Annotated in this window: 17 protein-coding genes; 11 read left to right on the forward strand and 6 right to left on the reverse strand. The window is 70.7% G+C overall.

From position 1 onward, the window contains the following. The first annotated feature begins 13 nt into the window (after nt 1-13). Nucleotides 14-1,645: an alpha-D-glucose phosphate-specific phosphoglucomutase gene (locus tag OF380_RS06805; protein WP_264050011.1), complete on the forward strand. Its 1,632-nt coding sequence runs from the start codon at nt 14-16 to the stop codon at nt 1,643-1,645. Here OF380_RS06805 and OF380_RS06810 read toward each other — a convergent pair. Then, nucleotides 1,638-2,825 carry a CaiB/BaiF CoA transferase family protein gene (locus OF380_RS06810; RefSeq protein WP_264050012.1) on the reverse strand — a complete coding sequence of 396 codons (1,188 nt, stop codon included), beginning with the start codon at nt 2,823-2,825 and terminating at the stop codon, nt 1,638-1,640. The two genes, OF380_RS06805 and OF380_RS06810, sit on opposite strands and share 8 nt — an antisense overlap. A gap of 225 nt (nt 2,826-3,050) precedes the next feature. Between OF380_RS06810 and OF380_RS06815 the strand changes: the two genes are divergently transcribed. The 5 genes from OF380_RS06815 (at nt 3,051) to OF380_RS06835 (ending at nt 8,879) form a co-directional block, all read left to right on the forward strand. Further along, a complete protein-coding gene (locus OF380_RS06815) occupies nt 3,051-4,280 on the forward strand; it encodes an acyl-CoA dehydrogenase (protein ID WP_264050013.1) in 1,230 nt (409 codons plus the stop codon). A 17-nt stretch (nt 4,281-4,297) separates the two neighbouring features. After that, nucleotides 4,298-5,332 (forward strand): NAD(P)-dependent oxidoreductase, encoded by a 1,035-nt coding sequence (locus OF380_RS06820; RefSeq protein WP_264050014.1) that lies wholly within the window; start codon nt 4,298-4,300, stop codon nt 5,330-5,332. A gap of 24 nt (nt 5,333-5,356) precedes the next feature. Further along, nucleotides 5,357-6,292 (forward strand): dihydrodipicolinate synthase family protein, encoded by a 936-nt coding sequence (locus tag OF380_RS06825; RefSeq protein WP_264050015.1) that lies wholly within the window; start codon nt 5,357-5,359, stop codon nt 6,290-6,292. Nucleotides 6,293-6,315: 23 nt separating this feature from the next. Continuing rightward, a complete protein-coding gene (locus OF380_RS06830; protein ID WP_264050016.1) occupies nt 6,316-8,028 on the forward strand; it encodes an IlvD/Edd family dehydratase in 1,713 nt (570 codons plus the stop codon). A 74-nt stretch (nt 8,029-8,102) separates the two neighbouring features. After that, nucleotides 8,103-8,879 carry a 2-keto-4-pentenoate hydratase gene (locus OF380_RS06835; protein WP_264050017.1) on the forward strand — a complete coding sequence of 259 codons (777 nt, stop codon included), beginning with the start codon at nt 8,103-8,105 and terminating at the stop codon, nt 8,877-8,879. A 36-nt stretch (nt 8,880-8,915) separates the two neighbouring features. On the opposite strand, the gene ssuD is transcribed toward OF380_RS06835, so the two are convergent. From ssuD to OF380_RS06860, 5 genes are all read right to left on the reverse strand, one after another. After that, nucleotides 8,916-10,079 (reverse strand): FMNH2-dependent alkanesulfonate monooxygenase, encoded by a 1,164-nt coding sequence (gene ssuD / locus OF380_RS06840; protein WP_264050018.1) that lies wholly within the window; start codon nt 10,077-10,079, stop codon nt 8,916-8,918. A gap of 32 nt (nt 10,080-10,111) precedes the next feature. Further along, nucleotides 10,112-10,951 carry an ATP-binding cassette domain-containing protein gene (locus OF380_RS06845; RefSeq protein WP_264050019.1) on the reverse strand — a complete coding sequence of 280 codons (840 nt, stop codon included), beginning with the start codon at nt 10,949-10,951 and terminating at the stop codon, nt 10,112-10,114. Nucleotides 10,952-11,190: 239 nt separating this feature from the next. Then, nucleotides 11,191-11,988: an aliphatic sulfonate ABC transporter permease SsuC gene (gene ssuC / locus OF380_RS06850; protein ID WP_264050020.1), complete on the reverse strand. Its 798-nt coding sequence runs from the start codon at nt 11,986-11,988 to the stop codon at nt 11,191-11,193. A gap of 61 nt (nt 11,989-12,049) precedes the next feature. Continuing rightward, on the reverse strand, nt 12,050-12,640 hold the full coding sequence (gene msuE, locus OF380_RS06855; RefSeq protein ID WP_264050021.1) for an FMN reductase: 591 nt from the start codon (nt 12,638-12,640) through the stop codon (nt 12,050-12,052). 287 nt (nt 12,641-12,927) lie between these two features. Next, nucleotides 12,928-14,043, reverse strand: coding sequence for an HD-GYP domain-containing protein (locus tag OF380_RS06860; protein ID WP_264050022.1), 1,116 nt, complete (start codon nt 14,041-14,043; stop codon nt 12,928-12,930). 376 nt (nt 14,044-14,419) lie between these two features. Here OF380_RS06860 and msrA point away from each other — a divergent pair, with 376 nt between their 5' ends. From msrA to OF380_RS06885, 5 genes are all read left to right on the forward strand, one after another. Further along, nucleotides 14,420-15,076, forward strand: coding sequence for a peptide-methionine (S)-S-oxide reductase MsrA (msrA, locus tag OF380_RS06865; protein WP_264050023.1), 657 nt, complete (start codon nt 14,420-14,422; stop codon nt 15,074-15,076). Between the two features lie 143 nt (nt 15,077-15,219). After that, on the forward strand, nt 15,220-15,720 hold the full coding sequence (locus OF380_RS06870) for a TIGR00645 family protein (protein WP_264050024.1): 501 nt from the start codon (nt 15,220-15,222) through the stop codon (nt 15,718-15,720). 30 nt (nt 15,721-15,750) lie between these two features. Beyond that, entirely contained in the window at nt 15,751-16,077 is a 327-nt protein-coding gene (locus OF380_RS06875) for a DUF2293 domain-containing protein (RefSeq protein WP_264050025.1), read from the forward strand. Between the two features lie 175 nt (nt 16,078-16,252). Continuing rightward, nucleotides 16,253-16,462: a TOBE domain-containing protein gene (locus OF380_RS06880; RefSeq protein WP_264050026.1), complete on the forward strand. Its 210-nt coding sequence runs from the start codon at nt 16,253-16,255 to the stop codon at nt 16,460-16,462. A 4-nt stretch (nt 16,463-16,466) separates the two neighbouring features. Beyond that, nucleotides 16,467-17,006: a hypothetical protein gene (locus tag OF380_RS06885; RefSeq protein WP_264050027.1), complete on the forward strand. Its 540-nt coding sequence runs from the start codon at nt 16,467-16,469 to the stop codon at nt 17,004-17,006. Nucleotides 17,007-17,076: the final 70 nt, after the last annotated feature.

A 17,076-nucleotide genomic window follows, 5' to 3' on the forward strand; every position in this document is an offset into this window, starting at 1 on the left:
GAGTGCTTGAACGATGCCCTTAACGTCCGTGCCGACGACGCCTTACGACGACCAGAAGCCGGGCACGTCCGGCCTGCGCAAGAAGGTTCCGGTCTTCCAGCAGGCGCGCTACGTCGAGAACTTCGTCCAGGCGATCATCGACTGCATCGCCGACCGGGCCGGCGCGACCCTGGTGCTCGGCGGCGACGGCCGCTTCCTGAACCGGGAGGTCGTGCAGACCACCCTGAAGATCGCGGCGGCCAACGGGTTCGCCCGCGTGCTCGTCGGGCAGGGCGGCCTGCTCTCGACCCCGGCCGCGTCCTGCGTCATCCGCAAGCACGGCGCCATCGGCGGCATCATCCTGTCGGCGAGCCACAACCCGGGCGGACCGGACGGCGATTTCGGCATCAAGTACAACACCGCCAATGGCGGCCCCGCCCCCGAGGGCGTGACGGCGGCGATCTACGCCCGCACGAAGGCGCTCACCGAATACCGCATCGTGGAGGGGCCGGACGTCGACCTCGATACCCTCGGCGAGACCCGGATCGGCGACATGACCGTGGCGGTGATCGATCCCGTCGCGGACTATCTCGCGCTGATGCGCGACCTCATCGATTTCGACGCGATCACCCGCCTGTTCGCCGGTGGTTTCCGCATGCGCTTCGACGCCATGAGCGCGGTGACCGGCCCCTACGCGCACGCCATCCTGGAAGGCGTGTTCGGGGCGGAGCCCGGTACCGTCCTCAACGGCACGCCGCGGGAGGATTTCGGCGGACACCATCCCGATCCGAACCCGGTCCATGCCCACGACCTCTACGAGCTCATGCTGAGCGCGGCGGCACCGAACCTCGGCGCGGCGTCCGACGGCGACGGCGACCGCAACATGATCGTGGCGCCGGGCCTGTTCGTGACCCCGAGCGACAGCCTCGCGATCCTCGCCGCGCACGCGCATCTCGCACCGGGCTACGCGAAGGGTCTCTCCGGCGTCGCCCGCTCGATGCCGACGAGCCGGGCGCTCGACCGGGTGGCGGCCTCGCTCGGCATTCCCGCCTACGAGACCCCCACCGGCTGGAAGTTCTTCGGCAACCTGCTGGATGCCGGGCTGATCACCCTCTGTGGCGAGGAGAGCGCCGGCACCGGCTCCAACCACGTCCGCGAGAAGGATGGGCTCTGGGCGGTGCTGATCTGGCTCAACATCCTGGCGGTGACGGGCAAGCCGGCACAGGACGTGGTGCGCGGGCACTGGGCCACGTTCGGGCGCGACTACTACACCCGGCACGACTACGAGGAGATCGATTCGGATGCCGCCAAGCGGCTGATGGACGGCCTGCGCGCCCAACTCGCCGGATTGCCGGGCACGAAGGTCGGCGGCCTCACCGTCGCGGCGGCGGACGACTTCCGCTACGTCGATCCCGTGGACGGCTCGATCACCGAGCAGCAGGGCGTGCGCGTCACCTTCGCGGAGGATGCGCGGGTGGTCTACCGCCTGTCCGGCACCGGGACGGCGGGTGCGACCCTGCGGGTCTATATCGAGCGCTACGAACCCGCCCCCGACCGCCTCGAACTGCCGGTGTCGGAGGTGCTCGCCCCCGTGGTGAAGGTCGCGCGCGATCTCGCCGACATCGCCGCGATCACGGGCCGGGCCGAGCCCAGCGTCGTCACCTGAGCCCGGCGGCCCCGGCCGCAACCTCCGCCCGGATCTCGTCGCCCGAGGCGTCGAGGGCGGGCGGCATCCGGCGCACGGGCAAGCGCTGCCCGTCGAGGCGGTAGGGCGGAGCGAGGACGCGGGCCGCCGCGTGGGCGTCCCCGCCCTGCGGGCTCACGAGGTCCCGGGCCCGCTCCGAGGTCAGGGCCTCGTGCAGTCCCAGGACCTCGCCGCCGGGGATGCCGGCCGCGTCGAGGCGGGCGAGGAGGTCGGCGCGGGTCCAGCGGGCGAGCTCGGCCTCGAGCGCCGGCAGGAGCGCGGCGCGGTTGCGCGAGCGCTCCAGGTTGGTGGCGAAGCGCGGATCGGAAGCGAGGTCCGGGCGCTCCAGCACCCGCTCGCAGAGGCGCCGGTACTGTGCGTTGTTGCCCACCGCGAGCACAATCGGCCCGTCGCCGGTCTCGAACACGCCGTAGGGCGCGATGGACGGGTGGGCGTTGCCGGCCCGCACGGGATCGTGCCCCCGCACCAGGGCATCGAGGCCGTAATAGGCGGTGAGCGCGATGCCGCAATCGAAGAGGCTGAGTTCCACGTGGCGACCGAGGCCCGTGCGCTCGCGCTCGAACAGGGCGGCGAGGATGCCCTGCGCCGCGTATTGCCCGGTGAAGAGGTCCACGGCCGCCAGGCCGAACTTGAGGGGTGGCCGTTCGGCCTCGCCGTTGAGTGCCATCAGGCCGGCCTCCCCCTGCACCACGATGTCGTAGCCGGGGCGCGTCGCCTCCGGCCCGTCCGAGGCGTAGCCGGAGATCGAGCAGTAGATCAGGCGCGGGTTCTCGGCGCTGAGCGCGGCGTGGCCGAGGCCGAGGCGCTCGGCGCCTCCCGTCTTGAAGTTCTGCACCACCACGTCGCTGGACCGTGCCAGCTCGCGGGCCGTGGCGAGCCCCTCCGGGGTGGCGAGGTCGAGGGCGATCGAGCGCTTGTTGCGGTTGGCCGCGTCGAAGTACGAGGTGTTGGTCGCCCCCGTGGGCAGGCCCCAGTCGCGGGTGTCGTCGCCGCGCGTCGGGTGCTCGACCTTGATGACCTCGGCGCCGAGGTCGCCCAGGCACATGGCGCACCAGGGGCCGGCGAGCACGCGCGAGAGGTCGAGCACGCGGATGCCGGTGAGCGGCAGGGGGCGGGCGCCGCCCGCGTTCGTCTCGCCCATGACCGGATCTCCGTTCCCGGGGCCACCCCAGGGGGCCCCTATCTCTCGGGACAGGAGTCATGGCGCGCGCCGCGCGCAGGCGCAACGCCCCGCTTCCCCTGACGATGCGCGCGATCCCGTGCCAGCGGCGCCAGGCACGGCTGGCCTCCCCGGCCCGGCCTGATAGGATCGGCGAAAACCCGGTCGAAGAACCGGCCGTGAGGAATTGCCCGTGAGGAACTGCTCATGAACGCCCCGACGCGCCCGCCCGGCTCCGACGCGCCGTCCGCCCCGCCCTCCTCCGCCTTCGTCTGGGACGATCCCTTCCTGATCGAGGACCAGCTCAGCGCGGACGAGCGCGCCATCCACGAGGCGGCTCGGGCCTTCGCGCAGGAGGAACTGCTGCCCGGCATCGTGGAGGCCTACGCGCAGGAGACCAGCAACCCCGACCTGTTCCGGCAGATGGGCGCGCGCGGCCTGCTCGGCGTGACGCTGCCCGAGGAATACGGCTGCGCGGGTGCCTCCTACGTCGCCTACGGACTCGTCGCCCGCGCCGTGGAGGCGGTGGATTCCGGATACCGCTCCATGATGAGCGTGCAATCCTCCCTGGTGATGTATCCGATCCACGCCTACGGCTCGGACGCGCAGCGCCAGAAATTCCTGCCCCGGCTCGCCTCCGGCGAGTGGATCGGCTGCTTCGGGCTGACCGAGCCCGACGCCGGATCCGATCCCGCGGGCATGAAGACCAGGGCGGAAAAGATCGACGGCGGCTATCGGCTCTCCGGCGCCAAGATGTGGATCTCGAACGCCCCCTTCGCCGACGTCTTCGTGGTCTGGGCCAAGTCCGACGCCCATGAGGGCGCGATCCGCGGCTTCGTGCTGGAGAAGGGCATGAAGGGCCTCTCCACCCCCACCCTGAAGGGGAAGCTCTCGCTTCGCGCCTCCACCACGGGCGAGATCGTGATGGAGGACGTGGAGGTCGGGGAGGACGCCCTGCTGCCCAACGTCTCGGGCCTGAAGGGGCCGTTCGGCTGCCTCAACCGGGCGCGCTACGGCATCGCCTGGGGGGCCATGGGCGCGGCGGAGGATTGCTGGCATCGGGCGCGGTCCTACACCCTGGAGCGCCGGCAGTTCGGCCGCCCCCTGGCCCAGACCCAGCTCGTGCAGAAGAAGCTCGCCGACATGCAGACCGAGATCGCACTCGGCTTCCAGGCCGCGCTCCGGGTCGGACGCCTGTTCGACGAGGGCCGCATGGCGCCCGAAATGATCTCGCTGATCAAGCGCAACAATTGCGGCAAGGCCCTCGACATCGCCCGCACCGCTCGCGACATGCACGGCGGCAACGGCATCATGGGCGAATATCATGTGATGCGGCACGCCCAGAACCTCGAGACGGTGAACACCTACGAAGGCACCCACGACGTCCACGCCCTGATCCTCGGACGGGCGCAGACCGGCCTGCAGGCGTTCTTCTGAGGCCGCGAACCGGCCCCATGCTCTCCCCGCAAGGCGTCTCCCCAACAAGGCTGCTGCCCTTGAGTGCACCCGACACCGGTCCGGCTCCGACGGATCTGCCCCTGGTCGTCCTGACCAACCCGATCCACGCGGAGGCGATGGCCCTGCTGGCGCCGCACGCACGGGTCGTCAGCGCGGGGGACACGGCGCCCGAGACCCTGCGGGCGCTGGCGGCGGAGGCGGCGGGCCTGATCGTGCGGGCGCAACTGCCCGACGACATCCTCGACCATGCGCCGCGCCTGCGCGGGATCGTGCGCCACGGCGTCGGGCTGGATTTCGTACCGCTGGCGGCGGCGACCGCGCGTGGCATCCCGGTAGCGAACCTCCCCGGCAGCAACACCGGGGCGGTGGCCGAGTACGTCTTCGCGGCCCTGTTCCACCTGCGCCGCCGCCTCGGCCCCCTCGACCGGACCCTGCGCGAGGCCGGCTGGCTGAGCGCCAAATCCCAGGCGAGCGACCTCGGCGAGATCGGCGGCACGACGATCGGCATCCTGGGCCTCGGCGGGATCGGCCGCCGGGTCGCCGCCATCGCGCGGCACGGCTTCGGCATGCGGGTGCTCGGCCATTCCCGCAGCGCCCGCGACCCGGACGGCCTGATCGAGGCGGTGGATCGCGAGACGCTGTTCGCCCGGAGCGACGCGGTGGTGGTGGCCTGCCCGCTGACGCCCGAGACGCGGGGTCTCGTCGATGCCGACCTCATCGGCCGGATGCGGCCGGACGCCGTGCTGATCAACGTGGCGCGCGGGCCGATCGTGCGGGACGACGCCCTCGCGGCGGCCCTGCGCGCCGGCACCCTCGGGGGCGCGGCCCTCGACGTGTTCGGGGTCCAGCCGCTGCCCCCGGACCACCCGTATTTCGGGTGCCCGAACCTGCTGCTGACCCCGCACGTGGCCGGCACGAGCGCGAACAGCCTGCGGGTGATGGGTCTCGGCGCCGCCGAGGAGATGATCCGCATCCTGCGCGGCGAGCCGCCGCGCAACCTCGTCAATCCGGCCGCGCTGGCGGTCCGCTGACCGGCACTCTCGGGAGACAACACCATGGCCCTGACCAGCGCGATCAAGGGAGTGATCCCCATCGCCCCGACGCCGTTCCATCCCGATGGCCGGGTCGACGAGACCTCCCTCGACCGGATGTCCGACTTCTTCGCCGGCGCGGGCATCGACGGCCTCACGATCCTGGGCCAGCTCGGCGAGGCCCCGAAGCTCGATCACGCCGAGGCCGTCGCCATCGCCCGGCGGGTCATCGGGCGCATGGACGTGCCCGTCCTCGTCGGCGTCTCGGCGCCGGGCTTCGCCGCCATGCGCTCGCTCGCCCGCGAGGTGATGGATCTCGGTGCCGCCGGCGTGATGATCGGGCCGCCCAACACCCTGCGCACGGACGACCAGGTGGTCGCCTATTACCGCAACGCCGCCGAGGCGATCGGGCCGGACGTGCCCTTCGTGATCCAGGACTATCCGCTCACCTTCTCGGTGGTGATGACGCCGGCCGTGATCCGCCGGATCGTCACCGAGAACCCGTCCTGCGTCATGCTCAAGCACGAGGACTGGCCGGGGCTCGACAAGATCACGGCCCTGCGCGGCTTCGAGCAGGACGGCTCCATGCGCCACATCGCGATCCTGACCGGCAATGGCGGTCTCTTCCTCGATTTCGAGATGGAGCGCGGAGCGGACGGGGCCAATACCGGCTACGCCTTCCCGGAGATGCTGGTGGACGTGGTGCGGCTGTCGGCGGCGGGCGAGCGGGACGCGGCCCACGACCTCTTCGACGCGCACCTGCCGTATCTCCGCTACGAGCAGCAGCAGGGGCCGCTGGGCCTCGCGGTGCGCAAGTACGTCTTCCAGAAGCGCGGGATCTTCGCCTCCGACGCGCAGCGCAAGCCCGCCGCCGCCCTGTCCGCGCAGGGCAAGCGGGAGGTCGACTATCTCCTGTCGCGCATTGCCCGCGTCGACCCGCGCGCACGCATGGCGCCCTGAAACCGGGACGGAAGCGAATCATCATGAGCAAGGGTCTGCGCAAGGGCCTCACCAGCTACGGCGACGCGGGCTTCTCCCTGTTCCTGCGCAAGGCCTTCATCAAGGCGGCGGGCTACACGGACGATGCCCTCGACCGGCCGATCGTCGGCATCACCAACACGGCGAGCGACTACAACCCCTGCCACGGCAACGCCCCGGCCCTCATCGAGGCGGCCAAGCGCGGGGTGATGCTGGCGGGCGGCCTGCCCATGGTGTTCCCGACGATCTCGATTCACGAGAGCTTCGCCCACCCCACCTCGATGTACCTGCGCAACCTCATGGCCATGGACACCGAGGAAATGCTGCGGGCGCAGCCCATGGACGCCGTCATCGTCATCGGAGGCTGCGACAAGACCCTGCCGGCACAGATCATGGCGGCGGCGAGCGTGGACCTGCCCACCGTCGTCATCCCGGTCGGGCCGATGGTGGTGGGCCACCACAAGGGCGAGGTGCTCGGCGCCTGCACCGATTGCCGCCGCCTCTGGAGCGCGCACCGGGCCGGGACGATCGACGCCGACGAGATCGAGGCCGTCAACAGCCGGCTCGCGCCGTCGGTCGGCACCTGCATGGTGATGGGGACGGCGAGCACCATGGCCTGCGTGACCGAGGCCCTCGGTCTGTCCCTGCCGATGAGCGCCACCGTGCCGGCGCCGCATGCCGAGCGCATCCGGATCGCGGAACTGAGCGGGCGCCGCGCCGCCGAGATGGCGGTCTCGGGCGGTCCCCGTCCGAGCCAACTCCTGACCCCGGCCGCCTTCCGCAACGCGCAGGTCGTGCTCCAGGCCATCGGCGGCTCCACCAACGGCCTGATCCACCTCACGGCCATCGCCAACCGGACACCGCACCGCATCGACCTCGACGCCTTCGACCGGATCGGGGCCGAGGTGCCGGTCCTGGTCGACCTGAAGCCCTCGGGCGAGCACTACATGGAGCACTTCCACCATGCGGGCGGGATGCCGGCCCTGCTGCGCAACCTCGGGCCCCTCATCGACCGCGACGCCCTGACCGTCGCGGGCGGCACCCTGCGGGAGGTGGTGGCGCAAGCCGAGGACGTGCCGGGACAGACCGTGATCCGCTCGGCCGGCGATCCGATCAAGCCGGTCGGCGCCATGGCGGTGCTGCGCGGAAACCTCGCCCCGCGCGGCGCCCTCATCAAGCACAGTGCCGCGAGCCCGGGCCTGCTCCAGCATACCGGCCGGGCGGTGGTCTTCAGCTCGATCGAGGACATGACCACCCGGATCGACGATCCCGACCTCGATGTCGAACCCGACGACGTCCTCGTCCTCCAGAATGCCGGCCCGAAGGGCGCCCCCGGCATGCCGGAGGCGGGCTACCTGCCGATCCCGCGCAAGATCCTGGCGCGCGGGATCAAGGACATGGTGCGCATCTCGGATGCCCGCATGAGCGGGACCGCCTTCGGCACCATCGTGCTCCACATCACCCCGGAATCGGCGGTCGGCGGCCCGTTGAGCCTCGTCCGGACCGGGGACAGGATCCGCCTCGACACCGCCGGTCGGCGCATCGACGTGCTGGTGGAGGCGGCGGAATGGGAGTCCCGCCGCACCGCCCTCGACCCGGCGCGAAGGCCGGACTGGGCCGCACGCGGCTATGCGCGCCTGTTTCACGACACGGTGCTGCAGGCGGACGAGGGCTGCGACTTCGATTTTCTGCGGGCCGAACCGACGCGCGAGCCGTAAAGGAAACCGGCGCGCGGGCGCGTCGACATCCGGTCGATGCGAAGCGCCTCCGCCCGACCGTGAAAAGGGTCTCCATGTCCGAAGCCTTCGATCCCCAGCCCGCCGCCGACCTCCTGCTCGCGGCCTACCGCGAGGGCCGGCAACTCACGGACCTGCCGGACGCCGTCCGCCCGCGCACCATGGCGGAGGGCTACGCCATCCAGGACCGTCTCCTCGCGGCCATCGGGGATGAATGCGCCGGCTGGAAGCTCGCCATCGGCAGCGCCAAGGGCAAGCGCACCTCCGGTGTCGGCCGCTCCATCGCGGGCCGCGTGCTGAAGAGCCAGCTCCACGGGGACGGCGCGGCGATCCGGATGCCGCATGCCGGCGCGGTGACGGTGGAGTTCGAGATCGCCTACGTGATCGCGCGCGACATCGACCCCGACGCGCCCGCCGTCGAGGCATCGGACGTCGTCGCCGAGACCCGCGTGGCCTTCGAACTCGTCCTGTCGCGGTTCTTCGACCGCCGCGCCGTCGGCTGGCCGAGCTTCGCCGCCGACAATTCCGCCTTCCAGGCCCTGGTGATCGGACCGGCGATCGAGTCGGGGGACGTCGCCGAGGTGGCGCGCAGCCTCGTGGTCGAGGTCGACGGTGTCGCGCGGGTCCGGGCCGTGACGGGCGAGGACGAGACCGACCCGCTCGCGGCCCTCACCGATCTCATCGCCGTCTCGCGCGAGCGCGGCGTGCCGATCCCCGCCGGCAGCATCGTGTCCACCGGCACCCTGTCCGTCCCCTTCGACCTCACGGGGCCGGGGACGATCACGGCGCGCTTCGCGGGGCGGAGCCTGGGATTCTCGCTCCTGCCCGTGTGAGGGACGCCCCGCCCGCGCGGGGCGCGGGAAACCGCCTCAATGCGCCGCGATGCGGCGGTTCGGGACGATGTCGTTGGCCATGACCTCGCCGAACGGACCGTTGTTGCGGGCGTTCGTCGGGGCGACCCCGGTGGTGGCGCGCAAGGGGAGCTTGGGGAAGACCAGCTCGGCGAAGCGGTAGGCCTCCTCCAGGTGGGGATAGCCCGACAGGATGAAGCGGTCGATCCCGAGGTCGATGTACTCCTTCATGCGGTCGGCGACCTGATCCGCCGAGCCGACGAGGGCGGTTCCCGCCCCGCCACGCACGAGGCCCACGCCCGCCCAGAGGTTCGGCGAGACTTCGAGCTTCGTGCGGTCCCCCCCGTGCAGGGCCATCATGCGGCTCTGGCCGACGGAATCCTGGCGCTTCAGGGTGGCCTGCGCCCGCGCGATGGTCTCGTCGTCGAGGCGCGAGATCAGGCTCTCGGCGGCGGCCCAGGCCTCGCCCTCCGTCTCGCGCACGATGACGTGGAGCCGGATGCCGTAGGAGAAGGTCTTGCCCTTGCGGTCGGCCGCCTCGCGGGCCCTGGCGATCTTCTCGGCGACGCCTGCGGGGGGCTCGCCCCAGGTGAGGTAGACCTCGCAATGCTCGGCCGCGACCTCGATGCCGGCGGGCGACGAACCGCCGAAATAGAGCGGGGGATAGGGGCTCTGCACGGGCGGGAAGATGACCCGGCCCTCCTCCACCTTGAGGTGCTTGCCCGTGTAGGACACGGTCTCGCCGGACATCAGCCCGCGCCAGATGTGCAGGAACTCGTCGGTGACGACGTAGCGCTCGTCATGGTCGAGGAAAACGCCGTCGCCGCGCAGTTCCACCGGATCGCCGCCGGTGACGACGTTGATGAGGAGGCGCCCGTCCGAGATCCGGTCGAGCGTCGCGGCCATGCGGGCGGCGACGGACGGCTCCTGCAGGCCGGGCCGCACGGCGACGAGGAAGCGCAGGCGCTTCGTGAGCGGCGCCAGCGCCGAGGCCACCACCCAGGAATCCTCGCAGGAGCGGCCCGTGGGCAGCAGCACGCCGTAATAGCCGAGCTCGTCCGCAGCCTGCGCGATCTGGCGCAGGTACGAGATCGAGACGTCGCGGGCGCCTTCCTGGGCGCCGAGGTAACGGCCGTCGCCGTGGGTGGGGAGGAACCAGAGTACGTCGGTCTGTCCAGTCATGGGGTCTCTCACGCGGTTTGAGGGCGCGGCGTTCAGGCCGGCGCACGCTCGGAAAGCAAGTGGTCGAGGATGCGGCCTTCGAGGGCCGCGAGGTCGGCGTCCCCCCGGCGGCGCGGGCGGGCCACGTCCACCGTCACGTCGAGGGCGATGCGGCCGGCCTCCACCACGAGGATGCGGTCGGCCATCGCCACGGCCTCGGCGACGTCATGGGTGACGAGGATCGCGGTGAACCCCTGCGCCCGCCAGATCCGCTCGATCATCGCCTGCATGTCGATGCGGGTCAGCGCGTCCAGCGCTCCCAGCGGCTCGTCGAGGGCGAGCAGGCCCGGGCGGCTGACGAGGGCGCGGGCGAGCGCCACGCGCTGGCGCTGGCCACCCGACAGGGTCGCGGGCCAGTTGCCGGATTTCTCGGACAGGCCGACCTCCGCGAGGGCGGCCTGCGCCTTCGCGCGTCGCTCCGCCTTCGGGCCGCCTTCGCCGAGGCCCACCGCGACGTTGTCGACGACCCGGGCCCAGGGCAGCAGGCGCGGCTCCTGGAACATGATGCGCTTCGGGGGCGTGCGCAGGGCCTGCGCTTCGAGGTTGATGCGCCCGGCGCTGGGGCTCTCCAGCCCGAGGATCAGGCGCAGCAGGGTGCTCTTGCCGCAGCCCGAGCGTCCGACCACGGCCACGAACTGCCCGGCCGGGATGTGAAGGTCGAGCCCCTCGATCACCGTCTGGCCGTCGAAGTCCTTCCTCAGGTCGCGGATCGTGATGCCGGTGGCGGAAGGCGCCGGCCCGGTGCGGGCCGGCGCCTTCGGGACGGAGGCCTCACGCGGTTTCAAGTCGCGAATCTCGGTGTCCTCGGGGACGCGAAGGGCGGTGGCGAGCATGGGACGGACCGTCGAAGGGGAGTGGGGGTTTTGAGAAAGAGCCGCATGGCACCGTGGTGGCGCTCTTCGAAGAGGGCGCGTCCCCCTCCCCCTTGCGGGGAGGGGTCAGGGGTGGGGCTGGTTGGGTGACCCTCGGCCCCCAGAGGCTGGCGGAGCCACCCCCACCTCCGGCTCCTCCCCGCAAGGGGGAGGAGAGCCGTGCCAGGATCCGTGCGTCGTGATCAGTCCCAAATGGCGCATCACGCGTTCCGGTAGGCCGGGTTCCAGGCCAGGAACCTGCGCTCAAGCAGCCGGGTCACGGCATCCGCCGCCTTGCCGAGGCCGGCATAGATCACGATGGCCAGGACCACGACGTCCACCAGCATGAACTCGCGCGCCTGCATCGCCATGTAGCCGAGGCCGGAGGAGGCCGAGATCGTCTCGGCGACGATCAGCGTCAGCCACATGATGCCGAGTGCGTAGCGCAGGCCCACGAAGATCGAGGGCAGCGCGCCCGGCAGCACCACGCGGGTGAAGAGCGAGACCGGCGACATGCCGTAGACCCGGCCCATCTCGACGAGTTGCGGATCGACCGAGCGGATGCCGTGCAGGGTGTTGGCGTAGACCGGGAAGAACACGCCGATCGCCACGAGGAAGAGCTTGGCCTCCTCGTCGATTCCGAACCACAGGATCACCAGGGGGATCAGCGACAGGTGCGGGATGTTGCGGATCATCTGCAGTGTCGTGTCGGTCAGGCGCTCGGACAGCCGCGACAGGCCATTGGCGAGGCCGAGCGCGAAGCCGATGCCACCACCGATGAGGAAGCCGACCGCCGCGCGGGCGAAGCTGATCGAGAGGTTGGTCCAGAGTTCGCCGCTGCGCGCCGCCGCCCAGCCCGCCGCGAGGACGCCGGAGGGCGCCGGCATGAAGCGGGTGGAGACGAGGCCGGCGGAAGCAGCCACCTGCCAGCCCAGCAGGATCGCCACGGGGACGAGCCAGGGCGTCAGGCGCTCGGCGGCGCGGGCCTTGAAGGTGCGGGTCTCGGAAAGGGTCGTCATGCGCTTCAGCCCTTGCTCGGCGGGGCGATGGGGTGGCGTCGGGCGATCAGCGGCGGCGTCCTCACCCGGCGCTGGCGAAGGCCGCAGGCCCCGCTTTGGGGGCGGATGCGCGGGCGGCGCGGGCTCCAAGCAGGTCCGCGAGCTGGCCCGCCGCATCCTTGACCCGGGCCTTCACGCCGGCATCGACCAGGACGCCGTCACGAAAATCCGCATCGGAACCGTAGACGGCACTGGGGATCGTGTGGGCGCTGAAGAACCCGAACAGCGGACGCAGGGAATGCTCGACCACGAGGGCGTGACGCGGTCCGCCGCCGGTGGCGGACAGGATCACCGGCTTGCCCACCAGGGCGGCGGGATCGACGAAGTCGAACAGGTGCTTGAACAGGCCCGTATAGGCTCCCTTGTAGACCGGCGAGCCCACGATGAGCGCATCCGCCCCCTCGATGGCCTCGACGATGCGGCGCGCCGGCAGCGGCAGTAGATCCCGCGACCACGCGGCCCCGAGGCCGGTGCCGGCATCCACCATGTCGTAGAGGCGGATCTCGGCCCGGATCTCGGCGCCCACCGCCTCAGCGAGAGCCTCCGCGAGGGCCCGTGTCTTCGAAGGGCGCTGGAGGTTGGCGGTGAAGCCGACGATGCGGGGCAGCGACATGGGATCACTTTCGAATCGGCGCCAAGATCTCGGAACGCGTGAGCGCCACCGTCCCAGAGGAGCACTGGTCAACACGGATGATCCCGCAGATATGCGCACTGTAAAACGTGATGGATTACGCGCCGATCGGTGACGACGCCTTGACGAAAACGTGCCCGTTGCGGGCCGCAAAATCAATAAAACGTTCTTTTGAAAGCAACGGCGCCGGGAGAGAATCTCTCCAACCAGCGGGCATCCCGGAGACGATCTCCGTCGAGGAGCATTATCCTGCCAGAACTTCCACCCGATCAGGCGGTCGCGCCGTCGAGCACGCCGTGCAGCACGACCCGTTCGAAGGCCCGCAGGAGGTCGGCGTCGAGCTTCGGAACCATGGCCTGCATCAGGGTATGGGCTTCCCGATGCGGGAGCGGATCGCGGTAAGGCCTCCGTTCCGTGAGCGCCGAGTGGATGTCGCAGATCGTGACCAAGCGCACGAGGTCGGGAATCGCCGCGCCGGCGAGTCCGTCGGGATAGCCGCTGCCGTCGAGCATCTCGTGATGGTGCCGGACGACCTCGAGGGTCGCGGTGTCGAAGCCGCCCTGGTCCTTGAGGAGATCGGCGCCGATGGCGGGATGGGTGCGCATCACCGCCAGTTCGGCGGCGCTGAGCCGGCTCGGCTTGTTCAGGATCGCGAGGGGGATCTTCGCCTTGCCGAGGTCGTGCAGGAGAGCGGCCCGGGCCAGGCGCATCTGGTCGGCATGGGTGAGCCTGAGGCCCGCTCCGAACGCGGCGGCGTATCCGGCGACGCTGAGGGAGTGCTGGTAGAGTTGCTGGTCGTGGCGCTCGATGACCTCCAGCCAGGTCCGGATACCGCAATCCGAGATCGCCGCGAGGATGGTCTCTGTTCCGGCATCGGCCTCGGCCGGGGTCAGGGGATGTCCGGCCGAAGCAGCTTCGAACAGCCGGGCGATCATGCCGCTGGCGGCCCGCGCGAGGCTCTCGGCTTTTCTGGAGATCGCCGGGCCGGAGGATCCTTCGCCGGGAAGGGCCGGGGCGGTCATCGTCGCGGCGGTGTTGCGACGCGCCGCCTGCCAGGTGTCGATGAGGCCGAATAGGGTGGCGAGCACGACCGTCCGGGGCGCATCCGCCCGCAGGGTCCGGGTCGCCGCGGCCATGCGTCCGGCCGGCGCCTGGTCGGTGAGTTGGAGGCTCGCGATCCGGGAAACGTGCAGGCGTGCGATCCAGGTCCGCGCCAGGGCGACATCCTGGTTGACATCGACCACGGCGACGAGGGGCAGGACGGCCGGCAATGCCTCGCGCGGCCCGATGCAGTGGCAGGCGACCACGTTCTCCACGGCACGGGCGAGCAGGGCCGCAAGATGCGGCCTGTCCGAGACGATGAGGACAGCGGGTGCTTGGGTCACGGGCGGATCCGGTCGACGTGGCGCGTGGTCCGGCCTTCCGCCCGACAGACGATATTTGACAGAAAGTTGTTATCGATAAATTCACGACAAATCATCCGGGAAGACCACTGACCCCTTGTGCGGGCGCCCGTCGATGCGCACCGCCCGCGTGGCGAGACATTGCGTCGTCCGGACCTCGTGAGTCGCGCTGTCCTGTGCGGGGCGGCGGGCCGGGACCGCATCCGCTTCAACTCGGCGGTCGGGCGCCCCATATGAGCCTCAGCCAATCGCCCTCCCGACCACGCCCAGCGCGCGGCCTGCCATCCGGTCCTCGCGAACCTCGCGCCGTAACGGTCCGGCGCTGCGCGCGGCCCGCTCCCAACCGGAGATCCAGCCGATGTTCCAGTTCCGCAAGCGTCCCGAGATGCCCGATCCCGCCGATATCCTGCCGGGGCGGCCGAATCCGATCCCCACCGCCGAACGGCACTTCGTCAACGGCAACCCGCTCAAGGGCCCCTATCCGGAAGGCTTCCGGCACATCGTCCTCGGGCTGGGCTGCTTCTGGGGCACGGAGCGCAAGTTCTGGCAGCTGCCGCGCGGGGTGTTCGTCACCGCCGTGGGGTATGCCGGGGGGACGACGCCCAACCCGACCTACGAGGAGGTCTGCTCAGGGCTGACCGGGCACAACGAGGTGGTGCTCGTGGTCCACGACCCGGCGGAACTGTCCCTGGAGGCGGTACTCAAGACCTTCTTCGAAAACCATGACCCGACCCAGGGCATGCGCCAGGGCAACGATGTCGGCACCCAGTATCGCTCCGGGATCTACACGGTCGATGCCGACCAGGCGGACGTCGCCGAGCGGGTGCGGGCGGCCTACGGCGCGGCGCTGCAGGCGCGAGGCTTCGGGCCGATCACCACCGAGATCAAGCCGCTGGAGGCGTTCTACTTCGCGGAAGCGTACCACCAGCAGTACCTCGCCAAGAACCCGGCCGGTTACTGCGGCGTCGGCGGCACCGGGGTCACCTGCCCGATCGGCACCGGCGTCGCCGCCTGAGCCCGGACGCCTCCGTTGAGAGGCCGGCAAGCGCCTCGCCGCGACTTGCCGGCCCGCCTCCCCCATGCGACAGGCCCGCGCGAAGCGTTGCGGTTGCACCGCACGATTCCGGGACCGGGATCGTCGGACAAGGGGATCTCGATATGGAAAGCCTCTTCGAGAAGGCACTGTTCGCGAGCCGCTGGCTCCTGGCGCCGTTCTATGGAGCCCTCGCGATCGGTATTCTGGTGCTGCTGGTCAAGCTGCTGCAGGAACTCGCTCATTTCGTGCTGCACATGTGGGACGCCACCGAATCGCAGGTCGTGCTCGGCGTCCTGACCATGGTCGACCTGTCCCTCACCGCCTCGCTCCTCGTGATCGTGATGTTTTCCGGCTACGAGAACTTCGTCTCGAAGATCGATCACGCCGACCACAAGGACTGGCCGGCCTGGATGGGGACCATCGACTTCACCGGGCTCAAGCTGAAGCTCGTCTCGTCCATCGTCGCCATCTCGGCGATCTCGCTCCTGAAGGCCTTCATGGACCTGAAGGCGATGAGCGACCGGGACCTGTACTGGCTGGTCGGCATCCATATGGTGTTCGTGGTCTCCGGCCTGCTGATGGCGTTGACCGACCGCCTGATCGCGGGCCACCACGACCGCTGATCCCGGGGCGCTTTTTAGGAGAGCGAGGCGATGAACCGGCGCGAGGCGGTGGCGGCGGCCCTGACGCATCTCGCTCCGCGCCTGCCCGAATTCGAGACGGAGGCGGTGATCGACCGGGCCCTGGCCAGCCCGGGCCTGCGCAACGCCCAGGCGGACACCGCCGCTTGGCTCGCCCTCGTGGCCTATGCCCGCCACGTCTTCACCGAGTACGACGCCCTGCTGGATGAGGGCTACGACCGCGACAGCGCCCGCCACTTCGTCCTCGACGAACTCAACGACGTGCTCGCCGAATGGGGCACGCGCCGCCGGGTCTCCGATGCCGAGACCGCTCCGGAGGATGATTCCGAGTCCTCCTGAATCGGTCCTCCCGTGGCTCCAAGGACCCGCCTCCCCGAGGGCGGGCCGGTTCCGCGTGGTATTGCCGACGCAGGGTTGCACCCGAACGGCTTGCCCCCGGTGGCCCCGGACGGCATCGTCCCGGTCGGCCGCGACGTTCTCGTCCGGGCCGGCAATGGTGAAGGATTTCCGCTTCATGAAGATCAGCGCGCGCAACGTCCTCAAGGGCAAGGTCGTCTCCGTCGAGAAGGGCGCCACCACCGCCCATGTGAAGATCGAGATCGCGGGCGGCGAAGTGGTGACGGCCTCGATCACCAACGAGTCCGTCGACAGCCTCAAGCTGACCGTGGGCGGCGACGCCTACGCCGTCGTGAAATCCTCCGACGTCCTCGTCGCGGTGGATTGAGATCATGCGCCGCTTTGCCGCCGTCGTGCTCCTCGCGCTGGCCGCCCTGCCGGCACGGGCCCAGGGCGAGCCTCCGCACAGCCCGGGCGGAACGCCGGGCGCGGATCCCGCCGCCTGCACGCAGTTCGACTGGTCGCTCCTGCGCGAGCAGGCCTGGTTCTCGGCTGCCGGCCTGCCGCGGGTCGAATCCGGCGGCACGCTTGCGGCAATGCCGGCCGCGACCCTCGGCCTGAGGCCGCGGGACGCGATCACCCTGCCCTTCGCGCCCTCGCGGGAGCCGAAGCCCGGCTCCTTCAGCGGCGTGCTGCACCTCGACGCGCCGCTGGCGCCCGGCCCCTATCAGGTCACCCTCTCGGACCGGGCCTGGATCGACGTCAGCCAGGACGAGAAGACCACTCGGCCCGCCACGGCCCACACCATGCGGCCGGGCTGCCCGATGCTCGCGAAGAGCGTGCGCTTCCAGCTCGGCACCGCGCCCATCACCATCGTGGTGAGCAATGCCGCGTCGGACGCCATCCGCATCGCCGTCGCACCCGTGGAGTAGCTCCGGGGGGGCTGGAGCCGCTTCCGTCCGGACGCAATCGGCTCTAGCGTGGCGCCCCACGTTCTCGTTC

Origin of the sequence: Methylobacterium sp. FF17, assembly GCF_025813715.1 — a bacterium.
Classification (GTDB): Bacteria; Pseudomonadota; Alphaproteobacteria; order Rhizobiales; family Beijerinckiaceae; genus Methylobacterium; species Methylobacterium flocculans.